Annotated in this window: 18 protein-coding genes; 9 read left to right on the forward strand and 9 right to left on the reverse strand. The window is 66.0% G+C overall.

The window, feature by feature from the left end:
- Both QF047_RS18830 and QF047_RS18835 read left to right on the forward strand, forming a co-directional pair.
- Positions 1–1,014: an inorganic phosphate transporter gene (locus tag QF047_RS18830; RefSeq protein ID WP_306637685.1), complete on the forward strand. Its 1,014-nt coding sequence runs from the start codon at positions 1–3 to the stop codon at positions 1,012–1,014.
- A 270-nt stretch (positions 1,015–1,284) separates the two neighbouring features.
- The gene (locus QF047_RS18835; protein WP_306637684.1) at positions 1,285–1,689 is read left to right on the forward strand and encodes a hypothetical protein; all 405 of its coding nucleotides are present in this window, start codon (positions 1,285–1,287) and stop codon (positions 1,687–1,689) included.
- A 94-nt stretch (positions 1,690–1,783) separates the two neighbouring features.
- Here the strand turns inward: QF047_RS18835 and pstB are convergent, their stop codons facing one another.
- The 4 genes from pstB to pstS all read right to left on the reverse strand — a co-directional run bounded on the left by pstB (position 1,784) and on the right by pstS (position 5,935).
- On the reverse strand, positions 1,784–2,563 hold the full coding sequence (gene pstB / locus QF047_RS18840; RefSeq protein ID WP_307280186.1) for a phosphate ABC transporter ATP-binding protein PstB: 780 nt from the start codon (positions 2,561–2,563) through the stop codon (positions 1,784–1,786).
- Between the two features lie 92 nt (positions 2,564–2,655).
- Positions 2,656–3,768, reverse strand: coding sequence for a phosphate ABC transporter permease PstA (gene pstA, locus QF047_RS18845; RefSeq protein WP_307280190.1), 1,113 nt, complete (start codon positions 3,766–3,768; stop codon positions 2,656–2,658).
- The gene (pstC, locus tag QF047_RS18850; RefSeq protein ID WP_307280192.1) at positions 3,769–4,701 is read right to left on the reverse strand and encodes a phosphate ABC transporter permease subunit PstC; all 933 of its coding nucleotides are present in this window, start codon (positions 4,699–4,701) and stop codon (positions 3,769–3,771) included.
- 112 nt (positions 4,702–4,813) lie between these two features.
- Entirely contained in the window at positions 4,814–5,935 is a 1,122-nt protein-coding gene (gene pstS / locus QF047_RS18855) for a phosphate ABC transporter substrate-binding protein PstS (RefSeq protein WP_307280195.1), read from the reverse strand.
- A gap of 250 nt (positions 5,936–6,185) precedes the next feature.
- Here pstS and QF047_RS18860 point away from each other — a divergent pair, with 250 nt between their 5' ends.
- Both QF047_RS18860 and radA read left to right on the forward strand, forming a co-directional pair.
- Positions 6,186–7,313 carry an aromatic acid exporter family protein gene (locus QF047_RS18860; protein WP_307280198.1) on the forward strand — a complete coding sequence of 376 codons (1,128 nt, stop codon included), beginning with the start codon at positions 6,186–6,188 and terminating at the stop codon, positions 7,311–7,313.
- Between the two features lie 277 nt (positions 7,314–7,590).
- On the forward strand, positions 7,591–8,964 hold the full coding sequence (radA, locus tag QF047_RS18865; RefSeq protein ID WP_307280199.1) for a DNA repair protein RadA: 1,374 nt from the start codon (positions 7,591–7,593) through the stop codon (positions 8,962–8,964).
- A 21-nt stretch (positions 8,965–8,985) separates the two neighbouring features.
- Here radA and QF047_RS18870 read toward each other — a convergent pair whose 3' ends face one another.
- The gene (locus tag QF047_RS18870; RefSeq protein WP_306637678.1) at positions 8,986–9,255 is read right to left on the reverse strand and encodes a hypothetical protein; all 270 of its coding nucleotides are present in this window, start codon (positions 9,253–9,255) and stop codon (positions 8,986–8,988) included.
- A gap of 119 nt (positions 9,256–9,374) precedes the next feature.
- Here QF047_RS18870 and QF047_RS18875 point away from each other — a divergent pair, with 119 nt between their 5' ends.
- Positions 9,375–9,848, forward strand: coding sequence for an NUDIX domain-containing protein (locus tag QF047_RS18875; protein WP_307282073.1), 474 nt, complete (start codon positions 9,375–9,377; stop codon positions 9,846–9,848).
- On the opposite strand, the gene QF047_RS18880 is transcribed toward QF047_RS18875, so the two are convergent.
- From QF047_RS18880 to QF047_RS18895, 4 genes are read right to left on the reverse strand one after another with little or no spacing between them, the layout of a single operon-like run.
- Positions 9,845–10,249 (reverse strand): universal stress protein, encoded by a 405-nt coding sequence (locus tag QF047_RS18880; protein ID WP_306637677.1) that lies wholly within the window; start codon positions 10,247–10,249, stop codon positions 9,845–9,847. The genes QF047_RS18875 and QF047_RS18880 overlap by 4 nt on opposite strands.
- Positions 10,246–11,793, reverse strand: coding sequence for a tripartite tricarboxylate transporter permease (locus tag QF047_RS18885; RefSeq protein WP_307280206.1), 1,548 nt, complete (start codon positions 11,791–11,793; stop codon positions 10,246–10,248). The genes QF047_RS18880 and QF047_RS18885 overlap by 4 nt, the downstream gene beginning before the upstream one ends.
- A gap of 9 nt (positions 11,794–11,802) precedes the next feature.
- Positions 11,803–12,387, reverse strand: coding sequence for a tripartite tricarboxylate transporter TctB family protein (locus QF047_RS18890; protein WP_307280209.1), 585 nt, complete (start codon positions 12,385–12,387; stop codon positions 11,803–11,805).
- Positions 12,388–12,392: 5 nt separating this feature from the next.
- Positions 12,393–13,394, reverse strand: a complete 1,002-nt coding sequence (locus tag QF047_RS18895) for a tripartite tricarboxylate transporter substrate binding protein (protein ID WP_307280211.1) — start codon at positions 13,392–13,394, stop codon at positions 12,393–12,395.
- Between the two features lie 141 nt (positions 13,395–13,535).
- Between QF047_RS18895 and QF047_RS18900 the strand changes: the two genes are divergently transcribed.
- From QF047_RS18900 to QF047_RS18915, 4 genes are all read left to right on the forward strand, one after another.
- Entirely contained in the window at positions 13,536–14,420 is an 885-nt protein-coding gene (locus QF047_RS18900; RefSeq protein ID WP_307280213.1) for a LysR family transcriptional regulator, read from the forward strand.
- Positions 14,421–14,561: 141 nt separating this feature from the next.
- A complete protein-coding gene (gene kdgD, locus QF047_RS18905; protein ID WP_307280216.1) occupies positions 14,562–15,476 on the forward strand; it encodes a 5-dehydro-4-deoxyglucarate dehydratase in 915 nt (304 codons plus the stop codon).
- Positions 15,477–15,502: 26 nt separating this feature from the next.
- The gene (locus tag QF047_RS18910; protein WP_307280219.1) at positions 15,503–17,116 is read left to right on the forward strand and encodes an aldehyde dehydrogenase (NADP(+)); all 1,614 of its coding nucleotides are present in this window, start codon (positions 15,503–15,505) and stop codon (positions 17,114–17,116) included.
- Positions 17,113–18,441: an enolase C-terminal domain-like protein gene (locus QF047_RS18915; RefSeq protein ID WP_307280222.1), complete on the forward strand. Its 1,329-nt coding sequence runs from the start codon at positions 17,113–17,115 to the stop codon at positions 18,439–18,441. The genes QF047_RS18910 and QF047_RS18915 overlap by 4 nt, the downstream gene beginning before the upstream one ends.
- The last annotated feature ends 20 nt before the right edge of the window (positions 18,442–18,461 follow it).

Genomic DNA, 18,461 nt, shown 5'->3' on the forward strand with positions numbered 1-18,461 from the left:
GTGGCCGAAGTTATCTTCGGCGCCGTGGTGCTCCTGGCCGCCGTGTTCGCCTTCCTCAACGGGTTCCGCGACGTCTCCACCTCCGTGGCCGTTGCCGTGCGCACCAGGGCACTCACCCCCACCGTCGCAGTGTTGCTCGCCGCCTTCTTCAACTTCATCGGCGCGCTGGTCAGCGCGGGACTGGCGGTCGCCGTCAGCCAGACCTGGATCAGCCTTCCCGCCGGGACGGACGGACTCAGCATCCTCCTCGCCGGCCTGGCCAGCGCCATCGCCTGGGGCATCCTTTTGTGGTGGCGGGGCATCCCCGCTTCCTCCACCCATGCCCTGGTGGGCGGCCTCGCCGGGGCCGGGCTCGCCAGCCTCGCCCTGGGCGGGCTGGGCGTTGGAGGGGCGGACCGCTCCTTACTGGTCCAGGTCATCCTGCCACTGGTACTGTCGCCGCTGGTCGCCTATAGCGGCGCGTTTTTGCTCGTCTACCCCACCACCTGGGCCGCCCGCCACACCCAGCCGAATGTGGTGAACCAGCGGTTCCGCAGGAGCCAGTCCATCGCCGCCGGAGCGGTGGCATTCGGCCACGGCCTGCAGGACGGGCAGCGGGTCAGTGCCGTCCTCCTCCTGGCCCTGCTGGCGGGCGGCTATTCCGGCGGCGGCACCATCCCCGTCTGGGTGGCCCTGCTTTCCGCGGTGATGATCACCGCCGGCGCAATGTGCGGCGGCTGGCGGATCTCGCACACCATCGGCTACAAAATCACCAGGATCGATCCGCTGCGGGGCTCGGTGGCACAGATCTTCAGCGCCGTGATGCTTTTTGTGGGCGCCATCGGCCTGCACTGGCCGCTCTCCACCACACACACAGTCACCTCGGCAGTGTTGGGCGCCGGAGAGAACCAGCACTTTTCGGTGACCAACCGGAAGCTGGTGATCCGCATCGTGGGGCTCTGGGTCCTGACCCCGGTGGCCACGGCCGTGCTTGCCTTCGTGCTGGCGCTGGCACTTTCGCCACTGCCGGGATGACGCGCCCATGCCGGTCCGCCTGTCTATGACAGGGACCGCCGCCCCCTGCGCCCTTCGACAGCCGGTGATCCGTACTGCCCCAGGCCTGTACAGCCCGAGATCTATACGGCGGGTGATCTATACAGCCGGAAGCCTGTGCCGTAGATTCAACAACAGACCCCCAGGGCTGCTTGCCGGGTCTGACATCCGCCGCCGGGTGCAGGGCCGCGGATAATTCCGCTGCAGCATATCGGCGGCCTGGCTGCACAAACGTGGAAAAGACCAGGCGTCATGTCGCACTTGACTCCCCCGAACAACGCGCCACAGCCGCGGCAGATGCGCTGCGAGCTTTGCGGGACGGAACAGCAGTTGACCATCCATGCGATCATGGCGATCGAAGCGGCCCATGGCGACCTGGTGACTGTCTCCTATACCTGCAACGAGTGCCAGCGGTTCCACGAACACCTCGCCTATGCGGCCGACGTGGCTGCGGCTCTGGGCCAGGTGCGCTGGATGGCGAAGGTGGTGATGTTCGGTGACGACTACATCCACTGCGGATTCCCCATGGAGGAAGCCGAATTCGAGATAGAACGCCTGTGCTATCAGAGCGAGGGCGCCAACGGGCTCAACACCGTGTCACTGCCTACCAGGGTGCTGCGCTGCCGGTGCGGGTTCCAGCTTGAAGTCCCTGAGTAGGCGCACGACGACGGCCCCCGCCAGATAGGAAAAGCGGCGGTTCGCAGCAGCTTCCTGCCGGCGTTTGCATAAGATCCCGTCGGCACACCGGGGCTTATCCGAAGCGGCCGGAGACGTAGTCTTCCGTGGCCTTCTGGGTGGGGTTGCTGAAGATGGTGTGGGTGTCGCCGATTTCGATGAGCTTGCCGGGCTTGCCGGTGCCGGCAATGTTGAAGAAGGCGGTGCGGTCCGAGACGCGGGCTGCCTGCTGCATGTTGTGCGTCACGATCACCACGGTGTACTGGTCTTTGAGCTCGTTGATGAGGTCTTCGATGGCCAGGGTGGAGATGGGGTCCAGGGCGGAGCAGGGCTCGTCCATCAGGATCACCTGCGGCTCCACGGCGATGGCCCGGGCGATGCAGAGGCGCTGCTGCTGGCCACCGGAAAGGCCGGAACCAGGCTTGTCCAGGCGGTCCTTGACCTCGTTCCAGAGGTTGGCGCCCTTCAGCGAACGCTCCACCAGGACGTCGGCCTCGCCCTTGGAGATCTTTTTGTTGTTCAGCTTCACGCCCGCCAGCACGTTGTCCCGGATGGACATGGTGGGGAACGGGTTGGGCCGCTGGAACACCATGCCGATTTGCGAGCGGACGGTGACGGGGTCGACTCCGGGTCCGTACAGGTTGTCGCCGTCGAGGAGCACCTCACCCTCAACCCGCGCGCCCGGAAGTACCTCGTGCATGCGGTTCAGGGTCCGCAGGAAGGTGGACTTGCCGCAGCCGGAGGGGCCGATGAACGCGGTGACGGACTTGGCCTCGATGTTGATGCTGACGTCTTCCACTGCGAGGAAATCGCCGTAGTACACGTTCAGGTCCTTGACGTCGATGCGCTTAGACATGGTGTTCCTTCACTAACTGGGGGTGGATTGAAGTCTAGGTTCCGGCCCGAAGGAGCGGAATGGGAGTGCCGGCATAAAGCAGGGAGCAGGCGTCAGCGGCCTGTCCTGGGGGCGAAGACCCTGGCGATCAGCCGGGCGCCCAGGTTGAGGATCATCACCAGGATGATCAGCACCAGGGCGGCGCCCCAGGCCCGCTGGGAGGACGGGTCCGGGTTCGCCGGCGATGTGGGGTTCAGGATCTGGGTGTAGATGAACGTGGGCAGCGAGGCCATCCAGCCGCTGAACACGTTGGAGTTGATGCTGGTGGCGAAGCCGGCGGTGACCAGGATGGGCGCCGTCTCGCCGATCACCCGGGCGATGGCCAGGGTGACGCCCGAAGCGATGCCGGAGATCGCCGTCGGAATCACCACCTTGATGATGGTCCGCCACTTGCGCACGCCCAGCGCGTAGGCTGCTTCCCGAAGTTCGTTGGGCACGATCTTGAGCATCTCCTCGCTGGACCGCACCACCACGGGAATCATGAGGACGGAAAGGGCGACGGCGGCGACGGCGCCTGTCTTGGTGCCGGGGCCGGCAACAGCGAAGAAGAATGCGGCGGCGAAGAGGCCGGCCACGATGGAGGGGATGCCGGTCATCACGTCAACGAAGAACGTGATGGCGCGGGCCAGCCGGCCGTCATGGCCGTACTCCACAAGGTAGATGGCGGTGAGCAGGCCGACCGGCACCGAAATGACAGTGGCCAGCAGGGTGATTTGCAGGGTGCCGAGGAGGGCGTGGTAGATGCCGCCCCTGACGGCTGCGCCTTCTTCCACCGCCTTGTTGTCGAAAACACCGGTCACGCCGTTCATGGAGGTGCCGAGGAAACCCGGCGTGAGCAGCCCGGGCACGCCGTTAACCAGCACGGTCCAGATCACCGAGACGAGCGGGAGCAGTGCCACCAGGAAGGACCCCACCACCAGGCAGGTGGCCAGTTTGTCCTTCGCCTTGCGGGAACCCTCCACCGCGGCGCTCCAGGACACCAGCCCGATGGCGAACAGGACAGCCGAGACGATTCCCCAGCCGAAGGCGTTGAACCCTGCCAGGGCGAGGATCGCGGCGCCCACAATGAGGGCGGCGGCCAGAACCAGGTAGGGGGCATACTTGGGCAGCTGGCCCTTGGTGAGCGTGGAGCGCTTGCTGCGGACGGGCGTGAGCGTGGAGGTCATTTAGTTGGCTCCCGAGAATTCTTTGTGCCTTGTGATGATCCAGCGCGCGATCATGTTCACGGCCAGGGTGATAATGAACAGGACCAGGCCGGCAGCGATGAGGGTGCTGACCTTGAGCCCGCTGGCCTCGGGGAAGTTCAGGGCGATCTCTGCTGCGATGGTCTGGTTGCCGGACTGGATCAGGCTGGCGGTCAGGGCTCCGGAGGAGAGGACCAGGGCCACGGCCATGGTTTCGCCGAGGGCGCGGCCCAGGCCGAGCATCACCGCGCTGATGATGCCCGGCCGCGCGAAGGGCAGGACCGACATCTTGATCATTTCCCAGCGGGTGGCGCCCAAGGCGAGCGCGGCTTCCTCATGCAGCTTGGGGGTCTGGAGGAAGATTTCGCGGGACAGCGAGGCGATGATGGGCAGCACCATCACCGCGAGGACGATGCCTGCGGTGAGGATGGTTTTGCCGGTGGCCGAGGCAGGTCCCTGGAATATGGGCAGCCAGCCCATGTTCTGGGCCAGCCAGTTGTAGGCCGGGGAGATTTCCTTGGCCAGGAACGCAGCACCCCAGGCGCCGTAGACCACGGAGGGGATGGCGGCGAGCAGGTCCACCACGTAGCCCAGGCCGGCGGCAAGGCCGCGCGGCGCGAAGTGCGAGATGAACAGTGCAACGCCGATGGCAACAGGCGTGGCGATCACCAGTGCGATCACCGCGGCGATGAGCGTGCCGATCACGATGGGCCAGATGTAGGCGAAGAAACCTTCGCCGCCCTGGATCCCGGCGGCCGGTGCGGTCAGCGCCGGGATGGCCTGGACCACCAGGAAGAGCGCGACGCCGAACAGGACGGCGAGAATGAGGCAGCCGGCGGCCAGCGCGGCACCCGAAAAGATTTTGTCCCCGGCGCGGCCGGCGCCCTGGGTGCTGGTCAGGGGGGTGGCGGTCATTCGACGGCCCTTCGATCGTGGAGGTTATTTAAAGACTGGAAAGCGTGGCGTCCAAAGCCAAGTTCCCCGCACTGCCTCACGGCAGGCGGGGAACCCGGATTCGGTGCGGTAATTAGGACTTGACCTTGATGGACTCGATGGCCGTTGCGGCCTTCTTGGCCAGGGCCGGGGTAAGCGGTGCGGACTTCGCTGAATCCGCGGCGGCCTTCTGGCCCTCCTCGGAAACTACGTAGTTCTCGAACGCTTTGACCAGGTCAACGGTCTCCTGCTTGTCGTAGGCGCTGCAGACAACGTGGTAGGAGACGAGCACCACCGGGTAGGCGCCGGAAGCGGTGGTCTTGCGGTCCAGCTTGATGGCGACGTCGTTGGCGGAACGGCCTTCGACGGGCTTGCCGGCTTCCACTGCCTTGGAGGCGGCATCAGCGGAGATCTTGACGAATTCCCCGCCCACCTTGATGGAAGCGGTGCCGAGCTTGCCGCCCACGGCGGAGTCGTCGGCGTAGGTTACGGCGCCGGGGGTGTCGGTCACGGTCTTGACCACGCCTGAGGTGCCCTTGGCGTTCTCGCCCTGCAGGCTTGCGGGCCAGATGCCGGCGGACTTGTCCGTCCAGACCTCAGGTGCCGCCGAAGCCAGGTAGTCGGTGAAGTTGGTGGTGGTGCCGGAGTCGTCCGAGCGGTTCACCGGGGTGACCTTGAGGTCCGGCAGGGTGACGCCTTCGTTGAGGGCTGCAATGGCGGGATCGTTCCATTTGGCGACCTGGCCGCGGAAGATCTTGGCCACGGTGGCTGCGTCCAGCTTCAACTCGGTCACGCCTGGAACGTTGAAGGCCACGGCGATCGGCGAGATGTAGACGGGAACGTTGATGGCGCCGTCGGGACCGCAGACTGTCTTGGAGCTCGCGAGCTCTTCGTCCTTCAGGTAAGCGTCAGAGCCGGCGAACTGTGCCGAGCCGTCAACGATTGCCTTGCGTCCCGCGCCGGAGCCGTCCGGGGAGTACTGCACGGTGGCGCCCTGGTTGGCGCTGGCGAAGCCGGCCTTCCAGGCGTCCATGGCTGCCCCGGTGGAGGATGCGCCGATTCCGGTGAGGGTGCCGGTGACCTTGGGGCCGGCAGGCGTTTGGCCGCCTGTGGGAGCGGTGCCCGTGGCGTTGTCTGAACCGCAGGCCGTGAGCGCGAGTGCGCCGGCTGCGATAACAGCGATAGCCGCGTGGCGGCCGAAGCGGAGTGCCTTCACTAGATGTACCCCTTCCAGGGTTTTCTCAGGTGCGGAGCAAGGACGGAGAGGCCCTGCAGCGCGATGCGTACGTTCTGTACCTTCAATGAAGTTATGGGGCGCAGGTAACGGGATGGGCTGACCAAAGTGAACGGAACATTAACGACGGCGGGATATTCGCTGACAAGTGCCGGGTCCCCATTGCGCAGATCACATGGCCGGCCGTAGTGCGCCGCCGGCAAACGGACAGCCAGCAAATAGACTGGACGTCATGGCCCAGGCAGCAGGACTTTCAGCAAGCAGGCGTTTCCTGCACGGCCGTTTCCGCACGGGCCTGATCCGCAGCCGGAATTCCCTTGTTCCCGCCATTCAGATGACCCTGTGCGCTGTAGGCGCCTATGCCTTCGCCGAGTACGTGCTGGGCCACTCCGGGCCCCTCTTCGCTGCCACCTCGTCCCTGATCGCACTGGGTTTCTCGCGGGAACCGCGGTTGCGGCGGGTGGTGGAGGTGGGAGTGGGCTGCACCATCGGCATTGCCGTGGGTGACCTGCTCCTGCACTGGCTGGGCAGCGGAATCTGGCAGGCCGCCGTCGTCCTTCTTTTCTCTATCCTGCTGGCGCGCTTCCTGGACAGCGGCACCATCTTCACCACCCAACTGGCGCTGCAGTCCGTTCTGGTGGTGCTGCTGCCCGCGCCGGCCGGTGGCCCGTTCACAAGGAGCATCGACGCGGTAGTGGGTGGGGTCTGCGCACTGCTCGTGACGATTTTGATCCCGAAGGATCCCCGGCGGGAGCCGCGCAAGGATGTCCAGAAGCTGCTGCATGAACTGGCCGAGGTGCTGCGGGAGTGCGCCGGGGCGATGGCCAACAGTGATTCAAGCCAGGCCTGGCACGCCCTTATCCGGGGCCGGAACTGCCAGCCACTGGTGGATGCAATGCGCCAGTCCCTCCGCTCATCCGGAGAGGTGGCCCGCCTGGCGCCCGCTTACCGGCGGCACCGGGACGAGCTGGAGCAGCTGAAACAGTCGCTCGACTTCATCGACCTGGCGTTGCGGAACAGCCGGGTGTTCGCGCGCCGGCTCACCAGCGCCATCAATAACGCGGCCCTGTCGGACGAGGCGACGGAGAACATTGCGGAGGTGCTGCAGGAGACCGCTGCCGCCATTGACGAGCTCTCGCTGGGGCTGGCGGAATCGCACGACGGCGTCCGCCGCGCCCACCTGCGCACGGCCCGCCGGGACCTGAGCGAGATTGCCCTGCGGCTGCACCCGAAGCTGCTGGAAGTGCAGCGGCTGGAAGGTGAAACGGTGGTGATGCTCTACCGGCCCCTGATGGTGGACCTGCTCGAGGCCACGGGGATGGATGCGCGCGAAGCCCGGGACGTGCTGCCGGCGCTTTAGGGTCGGGCGGGCCTTCGGTGGTCGAGCTTGGGCCCACGCCCGCAGGGTTCCCTGGCCGAGCTTGCGAGGTTAGGGTTGGGCTGGGCCCACGCCCGCAGGGTTCCCTGGCCGAGCGTGCGAGGTTAGGGTTGGGCTGGGCCCACGCCCGCAGGGTTCCCTGGCCGAGCGTGCGAGGTTAGGGTGCGGGTTGGGCCCACGCCCGCAGGGTTCCCTGGCCGAGCGTGCGAGGTTAGGGTGCGGGCGGGGATTGTCGGTGCCCGCCACTAGGGTGGAAACCATGGCAACAAAGACTTCCCGGGCGTCCAAGGCGCCCGCCTACAAGTGCGCCGAATGCGGCTGGACCACCGTCAAATGGGTGGGGCGCTGCGGCGAGTGCCAGGCGTGGGGCACCGTGGAGGAAACGGGCACCACAGTGGCACGTACGACGGCGGCCACTACAGTCATCGAGCCGGCCCGCCGAATTGCCGAAGTGGATGCCACTACCGCGGCGTTCCTGCCTACGGGAGTGGACGAACTGGACCGGGTGCTGGGCGGCGGCCTGGTGCCGGGCGCCGTGATCCTGCTGGCCGGGGAACCCGGCGTTGGCAAGTCCACCCTGCTGCTGGACGTGGCAGCGAAGTTCGCCCGGACCGCCCAGGACGTCCTCTACGTCACAGGCGAGGAGTCAGCAGCGCAGGTGAAGCTGCGCGCGGAGAGGATCGACGCCGTCGCCGAATCGCTTTACCTTTCCGCGGAAACCGATCTGGGCCAGGCGCTGGGGCAGGTGGAAAAGATCGAGCCCCGGCTCCTGATCGTGGACTCGGTGCAGACCCTCAGCAGCGCCGACGTTGACGGCAGTGCCGGCGGCGTCTCGCAGGTTCGGGAAGTGGCGGCGTCCATCATTGCCGCGGCCAAGCGGCGGAACATGACCACCCTGCTGGTGGGCCACGTGACCAAGGACGGCTCCATCGCCGGGCCGCGTCTGCTGGAGCACCTCGTGGACGTGGTGTGCCAGTTCGAGGGCGAACGCCATTCCCGGCTGCGGATGCTGCGCGCCGTCAAGAACCGGTACGGGCCCACCGATGACGTGGGCTGCTTTGACCTGAACGAAAACGGCATCGAAGGGCTCGCCGATCCCAGCGGCTTGTTTGTCAGCCGCACCAAGGACCCCGTCTCGGGCACATGCATCACAGTGACCATGGAGGGCAGGCGACCCCTGCTGGCCGAGGTGCAGTCGCTGCTGGCCGAGAGCCCCAACTCGCAGCCGCGCCGGGCCACCAGCGGCCTGGACAGTTCAAGGGTGTCCATGCTGCTGGCGGTGCTGCAGCAGCGCGCGGGAACCCTGCTGCACAAGGACGATTCCTACGTGGCCACCGTGGGCGGGGTGAAGCTTAGCGAACCCGCCACGGACCTCGCCGTTGCCCTCGCCGTGGCTTCGGCCAAGGCACGCAAGCCCCTGCCCATCCGGCTGATCGCCTTCGGCGAGGTGGGACTGGCAGGCGAGGTCCGCCCGGTCCCGGGCATCAACCAGCGCATCCAGGAGGCACACCGGCTCGGATTCACCCACGCCGTGGTACCCGCGAGCCACGCCGGACCGGGGCCCATCCCGGCAGGCTTCTCGGTGCGCGAAGTGGAGCACCTGACGGAGGCGCTTAGCCTTCTGATTGGCTAGCCGCAGATTACGGGCCCGGTGCTAGCCGTGCTGCGGCAACGAGTCCGGATCGTCCCGGTGGGAGCCGAAAAGCCAGCCCGAAACATCGCTGCGCAGCACCAGGAGGGGGCCGCCGGTAGCGCTGACGTTTCCGGTGGGCACGTAGTAACCGCGGCCGTTTCCGGCGCCGCCGGCCGCGCGGTCCAAGGCAGCCACCAGATGCCGCGGCAGGTGGCCCTGCGGGCCAAGATTGCGAAGCTCATCAAGTTCTTCCGGCGTAAGCCGCCCCAAAACCTCAGCGATATTGGCCATGACGGGTCCCTTCGAGCAGAGTGCCTGAAGGAATAACCTAAAGCAGGGCTGTGAACTGCACGTTAACGCCTGACGGCGGTTAGGAATCTTATGGAATTCACGTCCAGGACGGAGGCATGATGCCGGTTCGGAGTGCAGGACTCCTTCTGTACAGGCGCACGGACCCAGGCACTGTGGAGGTGTGGATAGCCCACATGGGCGGGCCCTTCTGGGCGCGCAAGGATGCCCATGCCTGGTCCATTCCGAAAGGCGAGTACACGGAGGACGAGGATCCGCTGGCGGCCGCCCTCCGGGAGTTCGCCGAGGAGATGGGAACTCCCCCACCTGCCGCCGATTACGCGCACCTCGGAGAGTTCCGGCAGCCCTCCCGCAAGATCATCACCGTCTACGCTGCGGAGCAGGACTTCCAGCCCGAGAAGATCGTCAGCAATACCTTTCCGCTGGAGTGGCCCAAGGGCTCAGGCCGGATCCAGCAGTACCCGGAAATCGATGACGCCCGCTGGTTTCCGGAACCGGAGGCCCGGCTCAAACTGGTCAAGGGCCAACTGCCGGTCCTTGACGCGCTGGTGGAGCACGCCAAGGGGCAATCCTAGAAGTGCCCGCCGTCGGCCTTGACGGCCAGGACCGGGCGGTCAGCCTGCATCAGGATCTGCTGTGCGTGGCTGCCCAGGATGAACTTTCCCACCTGGGTGCGGTGCCGCAGGCCGATGACAATCAGCGAGGCATCCACTTCCCTTGCGACGTCCAGGAACTCGTCCGCCAGATCGTGCTGGTAGGGCGGCTGGATGACAGTTGCCGTCACTCCCACGTCGGCGGCCCGCTTGGCTGCCTGGGCCAGGACGTCCTCGGTGGCCACTGATTTATCCACCAGGGCGCCCTGGCGGGCGGAGTTCACAATGAACAGGTCCTGCTGGCGGAGCTTCGCTTCGGCGATGCCGGCCGCGAGGGCGGCCTCGCCTGCCGGGGTGGGGACGAATCCGACGATGATGCTCATACCTTCTCCTTGATCGTGTGGGCGGCGCCCTCGGCGGCTGCGCTGGCGGACGCCGTCGTGCCTTTGCGTTTGGCGATGGCGGTGCGGATGGCGGGCAGGACGGCCACCAGGACGAACACCACCAGCAGCGTGGCGGAGATGGGGCGCCCGAAGAAGCCCGACGGGTTACCGCCAAAGACCAGCAGGGAGCGGCGCATCGAGCTTTCAAGCAGTTCGCCGAGCACGAAGGCCAGCACCAGGGGGCCTGGTTCGAAGCCAAACTTTTTCATGAGGTAGCCGACGATGCCGAAAACGACCACGAGCGTGACGTCGAACATGCTGTTGTTGATCGTGTACGCACCCAGCAGCGTGATGAGGGCGGTGACGGGCGCCAGGATGGCGGCCCGGACGCGGAGGATCTTCACGAAGATTCCCACCAGCGGCAGGCTCATGATGAGGAGCAGGATATTGCCGATGTACATGGAGTTCACCACGCCCCAGAAGAGCTCCGGGTTCTGCTCAACGAGCTGCGGACCGGGCGTAACGCCCTGGATCAGCAGCGCACCGAACATCAGCGCCATGGTGGCGTTGGCCGGTATCCCGAGCGTCAGCAGCGGAATGAACGACGACGTCGCTGCCGCGTTGTTGGCGGTTTCCGGCCCTGCCACACCTTCCGGCGCGCCCTTGCCGAACCGTTCCGGCTGCTTGGCGCGCTTCTTTTCCATCGCATAGGAGGCCATCGAAGCGATAGTCGCGCCACCGCCGGGAAGGATGCCGAGGAAGAAGCCCAGCACGGATCCGCGGCCGATGGCTCCGGAGGCCTGCTTGAGGTCGTTCCGAGAGGGCCAGACGTTGGTGACCTTCGACGGCGCCTTGGCCGCGCGGTGCCGTTCCTCCAGGTTGTAGAGGATCTCGCCGAGGCCGAAGATGCCCATCGCAATGGGCACGAAGTCGATGCCGTCGGCGAGTTGCAGGTTGCCGAAGGTGAACCGGCTTTCGCCGGTGAAGATGTCCCGGCCAATCGTAGCGAGCAGGAGGCCCAGGGCCGCGGCGATGAGGGCCTTGGCTTTGGCGCCATTGCTGATGGTGGCTACCAGCAGGATGCCCAGCAATGCCAGGGCTGTGTACTCGGGCGGACCAAAGTCCAGCGCGAAACTGGCCACCAGCGGGGCGAGGAATGTCAGTCCGATGATGGAGGCGGTGCCACCAATGAAGGAGCCGATGGATGCCAGGCCGAGGGCGGTGCCGGCCCGGCCCTGCTTGGCCATCTGGTAGCCGTCAAAGACCGTCACTACCGAGGAGGCCTCCCCGGGGAGCCGCAGGAGCACCGAGGTGATGGTGCCTCCGTACTGTGCACCGTAGAAGATGCCGGCCAGCATGATGATGGCCGTGACGGGCTCCACGTTGTACGTGAGCGGAAGAAGGATGGCGATGGTTGCCGCGGGCCCCAGTCCGGGCAGCACGCCGATCAGCATGCCGATGACGACGCCGATCAGGCAGTAAAGGAGGTTGGTCGGCTCCAGGACAACCGTAAATCCGTTGATAACGGGATTCAGAAAATCCACGTAGGTCTCCTAGAAGAGGTGGGGAATGGAGGTGTTGAGTGCAAGGACGAAAATGCCGTAGAAGGCAATGACGACGGCCGCGCTGACCACGAGGGTGGAGCGCCAGGTTTCCCCGCCCAGGAAGCGCATCCAGATGATGCACAGGACCAGGGCCGGCAGCTCGAAACCGATTAGCGGCATCAGGGCCACCATGGCGGCGAGGGTTACCAGGCCGGTCAGCGGCGCGGCGGACATCCGCGTGAATTTCTCGGCATCGCGGTTGCGCCGGCCGGCTATCAGCTGGAACAGCCCGAGGGCCACCATGACAGCGCTGATGATGAACGGCCAGAGGCCTGGCTGCGGCTTCTCCGGAGTGCCCAGCCCCATGGCAATGGAGAGGACCACGGCGCCAATGCCCACACCGATGACCACCAGTGAGGAGGCTGCGTTTGCGAGGGGACCGGCCGCGGGCGGCTTTTCTTCCTCCCACTGTGCCGCAAGCTGCTCGGGTGTGAGGTCGTCCAGGACGTCACCGGGAAGGCTGTGGGGGGCGTCCCCGCCGGAGGCGGCAGCCGCGCTGCTGCCTCCGGCGGGTACTGCGGGTGTTCCTGTCACAGGGATCACTTATTTCCGCTCAGGCTGATGCCGTACTTCTCCACCAGTTCCTTGTACTTCGCTGCGTATTCCTTCCACTCGGTCACAACTTCCGCGCCGGGGATTTCCTTGGGGGTCAGCATGTTCTTCTTGTTGAATTCCTTGTAGGCGTCCGACTTGAAGGTTTCCTGGAATGCCCCGTACAGCTTGTCCTTGACCTCCTGGGGCGTGCCCTTGGGAGCGGCGACCGCACGGTACTGCGCCACCGGAACGTCATATCCTGCTTCCTTGGCGGTGGGGGTATCCGGAAGGAAGCTGTTGCGCTCTTCGGAGAAGACCAGCAGCGGAGACACCTTGCCGGCCTGGATCTGCGGCATGGCCTCACCGAGCTGGATGGTGGCGAGCTCTACCTGGTTGCCCAGGGCCGCCGTCAGCGCCGGCTTGCCGCTGTCGAAGGGGATGTCGGTGCCGGTGACGTTGGCCTGCTTGAAGAGCACGGTCTGGGCCAGCTGGCTGCCGGTGCCAACGCCGGTGGTGCCGAAGGTAACGCTGCGGCCGGCGTCGGTCACGTCCTTGAAGGACTTAAAGCCGGAGCCGGGGCTGGCCACCAGGACGTAGTCGTCCTGGGACAGTCCGGCGATGATGTCCAGGTCGTCGATGTTGACCGCTTCGTCAGGCGAGACAGCCAGCGGCGTGATGGTGATCAGCGAAGCGGTCAGCAGGACCAGTTCCTGCCCATCGGCGGGCTTGCCGGCAACTTCCTTGGTGGCGAGGGCACCGTTGGCGCCGGGCTTGTTGACTACGGGCACGGGCTTGCCCAAGGTCTTGGAGGCGCCTTCGGCCAGCGCGCGGGCAATGAGGTCCGTGCTGCCGCCTGCTGCCTGGCCCACCGTGAGGTTGATGGGCCCGGAGGGATAATCGGCGGTTTTGGCCTGGCCGCCGGCGACGTTGCCGCAAGCGGTCATGGCCAGCAGCGTAATGGCCGAAGCCGCGCCGAGGACCGAACGGCGTGTGGGGAAGTGCTTCATTGGAACTCCTCATGAAAACTCCGGGATGCTCCCGGACGGTGCTGTGAACCGAATCACTTCGGCTTGCTCGAACGAGTGTAGGGAGCCGTTATGATGCTTGTCTAAGCCCAAATCAGCATCATTTGATACCCGGAAGGCATCATGTTTACTTTCGACCAGCTGGCCGGATTCATCGCCGTAGCCGAGGAGCTGCATTTCGGCCGGGCCGCCGAGCGACTGAATATGACCCAGCCGCCGCTGAGCCGGCAGATCCAAAAACTTGAAAAGATCATCGGGGCGGAACTGCTGGAGCGCGACAACAGGAAAGTCCAGTTGACGTCCGCCGGGCAGACGTTCCTGGATGAAGCCCGGCGCCTTATGGCGCTAGCCGAACGGGCGCCGGTGACCGCCCGCCGGATCGCTTCAGGGCGCTCCGGCATCCTGCGCATCGGCTTCACCGCGGCCAGTGGCTTCAGCATTTTGGGACCACTGCTGGAAGAGCTCGCGGGAATCATCCCGGAAGTGGACATCGATCTCCAGGAGCTGGTGACGGGGGACCAGCTCAGCGGCCTGCTGACCGGCGAGCTCGACCTTGGCCTGGCCCGTCCACCCTTCGACAGCGAGACCTTCGATTCGCATCTGCTGTACCGGGAATCCCTGGTCATGGCCGCGCCCACCGGGCATCCGTTGACGCTGCTGGGCCGGGACATCACTCCGGAGGACTTCAAAGACGAACCCCTGATCATGCATTCACCCACCCAGGCCCGCTACTTCTACGACCTCGTGGTGCGGATGCTGCCGATCCGGCACGCCAATGTTGTGCATACCGTCAGCCAGATCCTCACCATGGTGTCGCTGGTTTCGGCCAACCGGGGAGTGGCCTTCGTGCCCCATTCAGCCACCCTGCTGGGCATCAAGGGTGTGGAGTTCCTGCCGCTTGCAGCGGGCGAAGGTGAGCAGGTGGAACTGCACGCGCTCTGGAACCGCAGGATCACCAACCCTGCACTGTCACGCCTCCTGCGGGACCTGGAGTTCTCGATGGAGTAGTTTCCCGCCTCAACGTGACATCATGCTCCCAAGGTATCAATAGATATAAAAATGCACTTAGACAGGCATCAGCACCGCTCCTAGTCTGGAAAGGAATCATCAGCGCGCCGCCGAAAGGCGCACTTACCGGAGGACCACACCGTGGCAAAGCACTCACCCCAGGAACTGGCGGACATTCTCAAGGAAGGCCTCCTGTCCTTCCCCGTGACCTCATTCGACGCGGCGCTGCAGTTCGATGAGGAAAACTACCGCGAGCACCTGGCGTGGCAGGCTAGCTTCCCGGTCGCCGGCCTCTTCGCGGCCGGCGGCACAGGCGAAGGCTTTTCGCTGACGCCGGCGGAGTCCGCCCACGTGGTCCGCACCGCCGTGGAGGAAGTGGGCGGCCGCGTTCCTGTGCTCGCCTCCGCGGGCGGGTCCACTGCCCAGGCCATCGAGAACGCGAAGGCTGCCGAAGCAGCCGGTGCGGAAGGCATCCTCCTGCTGCCCCCGTACCTGACCGAAGCGGACCAGGCAGGCCTGGTTGAGCACGTCAGCGCGGTGTGCCGCGCCACGTCCCTGGGTGTCATCATCTACAACCGGGCCAACGCCATTTACAAGGACACCACCGTGGCGACGCTGGCCGACCGGCACGAAAACCTCATCGGTTTCAAGGACGGCGTGGGAGACCTTGAGCATGACGCCCGCGTCTACGCCAAGCTCGGCGACCGGCTCTTCTACCTCGGCGGCCTGCCCACGGCCGAAACCTTCGCGCTTCCCCTGCTGCAGCTCGGCATGAGCACCTACTCCAGCGCCATGTACAACTTCGTTCCGCAGTTCGCCCTGGACTTCTACCAGGACGTGCGCAACAACGACCGCGTGGCCGTCAACAAGAAGCTCAACGACTTCGTGATCCCGTACCTGGACATCCGCGACCGCGTGAAAGGCTACTCGGTGTCTATCGTCAAGGCGGGGCTCGATGCCATCGGCCGCTCCGCAGGCCCTGTCCGCCCGCCGCTGCAGAACCTTGCGGAGCAGGATTTCGCGGACCTCAAAGCCCTCATTGCCACCGTCTCCTGATCCATCCCCACTAGGAGGAAACCATCGTGACCCTCACCGGACACTCCCTGATCGCCGGACAGCCCGTAGTCGGCGAAGGAAAAACAACCTTCGGCTTCAATCCCGCCACGAACGAACAGCTCGATCCCGCCTATTCCCTGATTACCCAGGACCAGCTCGGAAAGGCCACCGCCGCCGCTGCCGCCGCCTACCCGTCCTTCTCGACGCTGGACCCGGAGACCCACGCCGGTTTACTGGAGGCCATCGCGGACAACATTGACGCCATCGGCGACGAACTCATCATCCGCGCCGGCCAGGAAACAGGGCTGCCCGCGGCCCGGCTGACCGGCGAACGGGCACGCACCACCGGCCAGCTGCGGCTCTTCGCGGCCGTCGTCCGCCAGGGTGATTTCCGTGGCGTCCGCGTGGATCCGGCCCTGCCCGAACGCACTCCCCTGCCCCGGGCGGACATCCGCCAGCGTCAGATCCCGCTCGGCCCCGTTGCCGTCTTCGGCGCCAGCAACTTCCCGCTGGCCTTCTCGACGGCGGGCGGAGACACCGCTTCGGCCCTCGCTGCAGGCTGCCCCGTAGTCTTCAAGGCCCACAACGCCCACCCCGGCACCGGCGAACTCGTTGGCCAGGCCGTCGCCAAAGCCGTCAAGGACTGCGGCCTCCATCCCGGAGTCTTTTCCCTGGTCTATGGCCCGGGCAGCAGCATCGGCCAGGCCCTCGTGGCAGACCCGGCCATCAAGGCCGTGGGCTTCACCGGCTCACAAAGTGCCGGCATCGCACTGATGCGCACCGCGGCCGCCCGCCCCGAGCCCATCCCGGTATACGCGGAAATGTCATCGCTGAACCCGGTGTTCGTGTTCCCGGGCGCCCTGAAGGGCTCGCCCGAAAAAATCGACGCGCTGGCGCAGCAGTATGTTACCGCCGTCACCGGCAGCTCGGGCCAGCTGTGCACCTCCCCCGGACTGCTGTTCGCCCCCGAAGGTGAGCTGGGCGACAAACTCGCTGCCGCCGTCGGCCGTGCTGTTTCCGCCTGCGCAGGCCAGACGATGCTCACCGAAGGAATCGCCGGCTCATGGAATGCGGGCACGGAAGCACTGGGCAGCGCAGCAGGCGTGGACCTCATCGGCCAGGGTCTTGCAGGGGCGACCAAAAACGCCCCGGCGCCCACCATCTTCGGCACCCAGGTCAAAGACTTCGTGTCCAACCACGTCCTCCACGAGGAGATCTTCGGCGCCGCAAGCCTCGTCATCCGCTACGGCTCCGTGGAAGAACTCATCGCGGCCGTCAACCGGCTCGAAGGACAGCTCACCGCGTCCCTGCAGCTCACCGAAGAGGACTACCGGACGGCGGCGCCCCTGATCCCGGCCCTCGAGCAGAAAGTGGGACGCATCATCGTCAACGGCTGGCCCACCGGCGTCGAAGTGGGGCACGCCATGGTCCACGGCGGCCCCTTCCCCGCGACCTCCGACTCCCGCACCACCTCCGTGGGGACGCTCGCCATCAACCGCTTCCTCCGCCCCGTCGCCTACCAGAACCTGCCCCAGGAACTGCTGCCGGTCCCGCTTCAGGACGCCAACCCCTGGCACCTGAACCGAAGGATCGACGGTGAAGTTGTCCCTGCAGCAGAGAAGGCCGAGGTAGGAGCATGAGCAACCAACCCACCATCTCCCGCATCGAAGTAGTGCCGGTGGCGGGCCATGACAGCATGCTGATGAACCTCAGCGGCGCGCACGGCCCCTTCTTCACCCGCAACATCGTCATCATCACCGACTCGGATGGCCGCACCGGCCTGGGCGAAGTCCCCGGCGGCGAGAAAATCCGCACCACCATCGAGGAAGCCGGCGCACTCATCAGCGGCCAGCCGGTGGCCCGCTACCGCTCCCTGCTGCGCGAGGTCGCGGCCGAGTTCGCCCACCGCGACGCCGGCGGCCGCGGCCTGCAGACCTTCGACCTGCGCACGACGGTGCACGCCGTGACCGCCGTCGAGTCAGCCCTGCTGGACCTTCACGGCCAGTACCTGGGCTTGCCTGTTGCTGAACTGCTGGGCGACGGGCAACAGCGCAGCTCTGTACCCATGCTGGGTTACTTGTTCTTCATCGGCGACCACGCGCGCACGGACCTGCCGTACCTCGTGGAGGAAGCCCCGGCTGACCGGTGGGAAAAGCTCCGGCGCCAGGAGGCCATGACGCCGGACGCCGTCGTCGCGCTGGCCGAAGCAGCACAGGAACGGTACGGCTTCAGCGACTTCAAGCTCAAGGGCGGCGTGCTGTCCGGCGACGACGAGGTGGACGTTGTCACGGCGCTGGCCAAGCGCTTCCCCGAGGCCCGGGTAACCCTGGACCCCAATGGCGGCTGGCTCCTGGATGAAGCCATCCGGCTGGGCAAGCGGATGCAGGGCGTTGTAGCCTACGCCGAGGATCCCTGTGGCGCTGAAGGGCGCTTCTCCGGCCGGGAGGTCATGGCGGAGTTCCGCCGGGCCACCGGGCTGAAGACTGCCACGAACATGATCGCCACCGACTGGCGGGAAATGTCGCACGCCATCCGCAGCAACGCCGTCGACATTCCGCTGGCCGATCCGCACTTCTGGACCATGCACGGCTCGGTGCGGGTGGCCCAGATGTGCCACGAGTTCGGCCTCACCTGGGGTTCCCACTCGAACAACCACTTCGACATCTCACTGGCCATGTTCACCCACACGGGTGCTGCGGCTCCGGGCGAGATCACGGCCCTGGACACGCACTGGATCTGGCAGGACGGGCAGGGCCTCACCAAGGAACCGCTGCAGATCAGGGGCGGCGCCATCGAGGTTCCGGACGCCCCCGGCCTCGGCATCGAACTGGACCGCGAAGCCCTGGACAAGGCGCACCAGCTGTACCTTGCGCACGGCCTCGACGCCCGTGACGACAGCATCGGCATGCAGTACTACATCGACGGCTGGTCCTTCGACCCCAAGCGGCCCTGCCTCGTTCGATAAGAGCCGTTCGATTGCCGGCC

Origin of the sequence: Arthrobacter sp. W4I7, from assembly GCF_030816215.1 — a bacterium.
Lineage (GTDB): Bacteria > Actinomycetota > Actinomycetes > Actinomycetales > Micrococcaceae > Arthrobacter > Arthrobacter siccitolerans_A.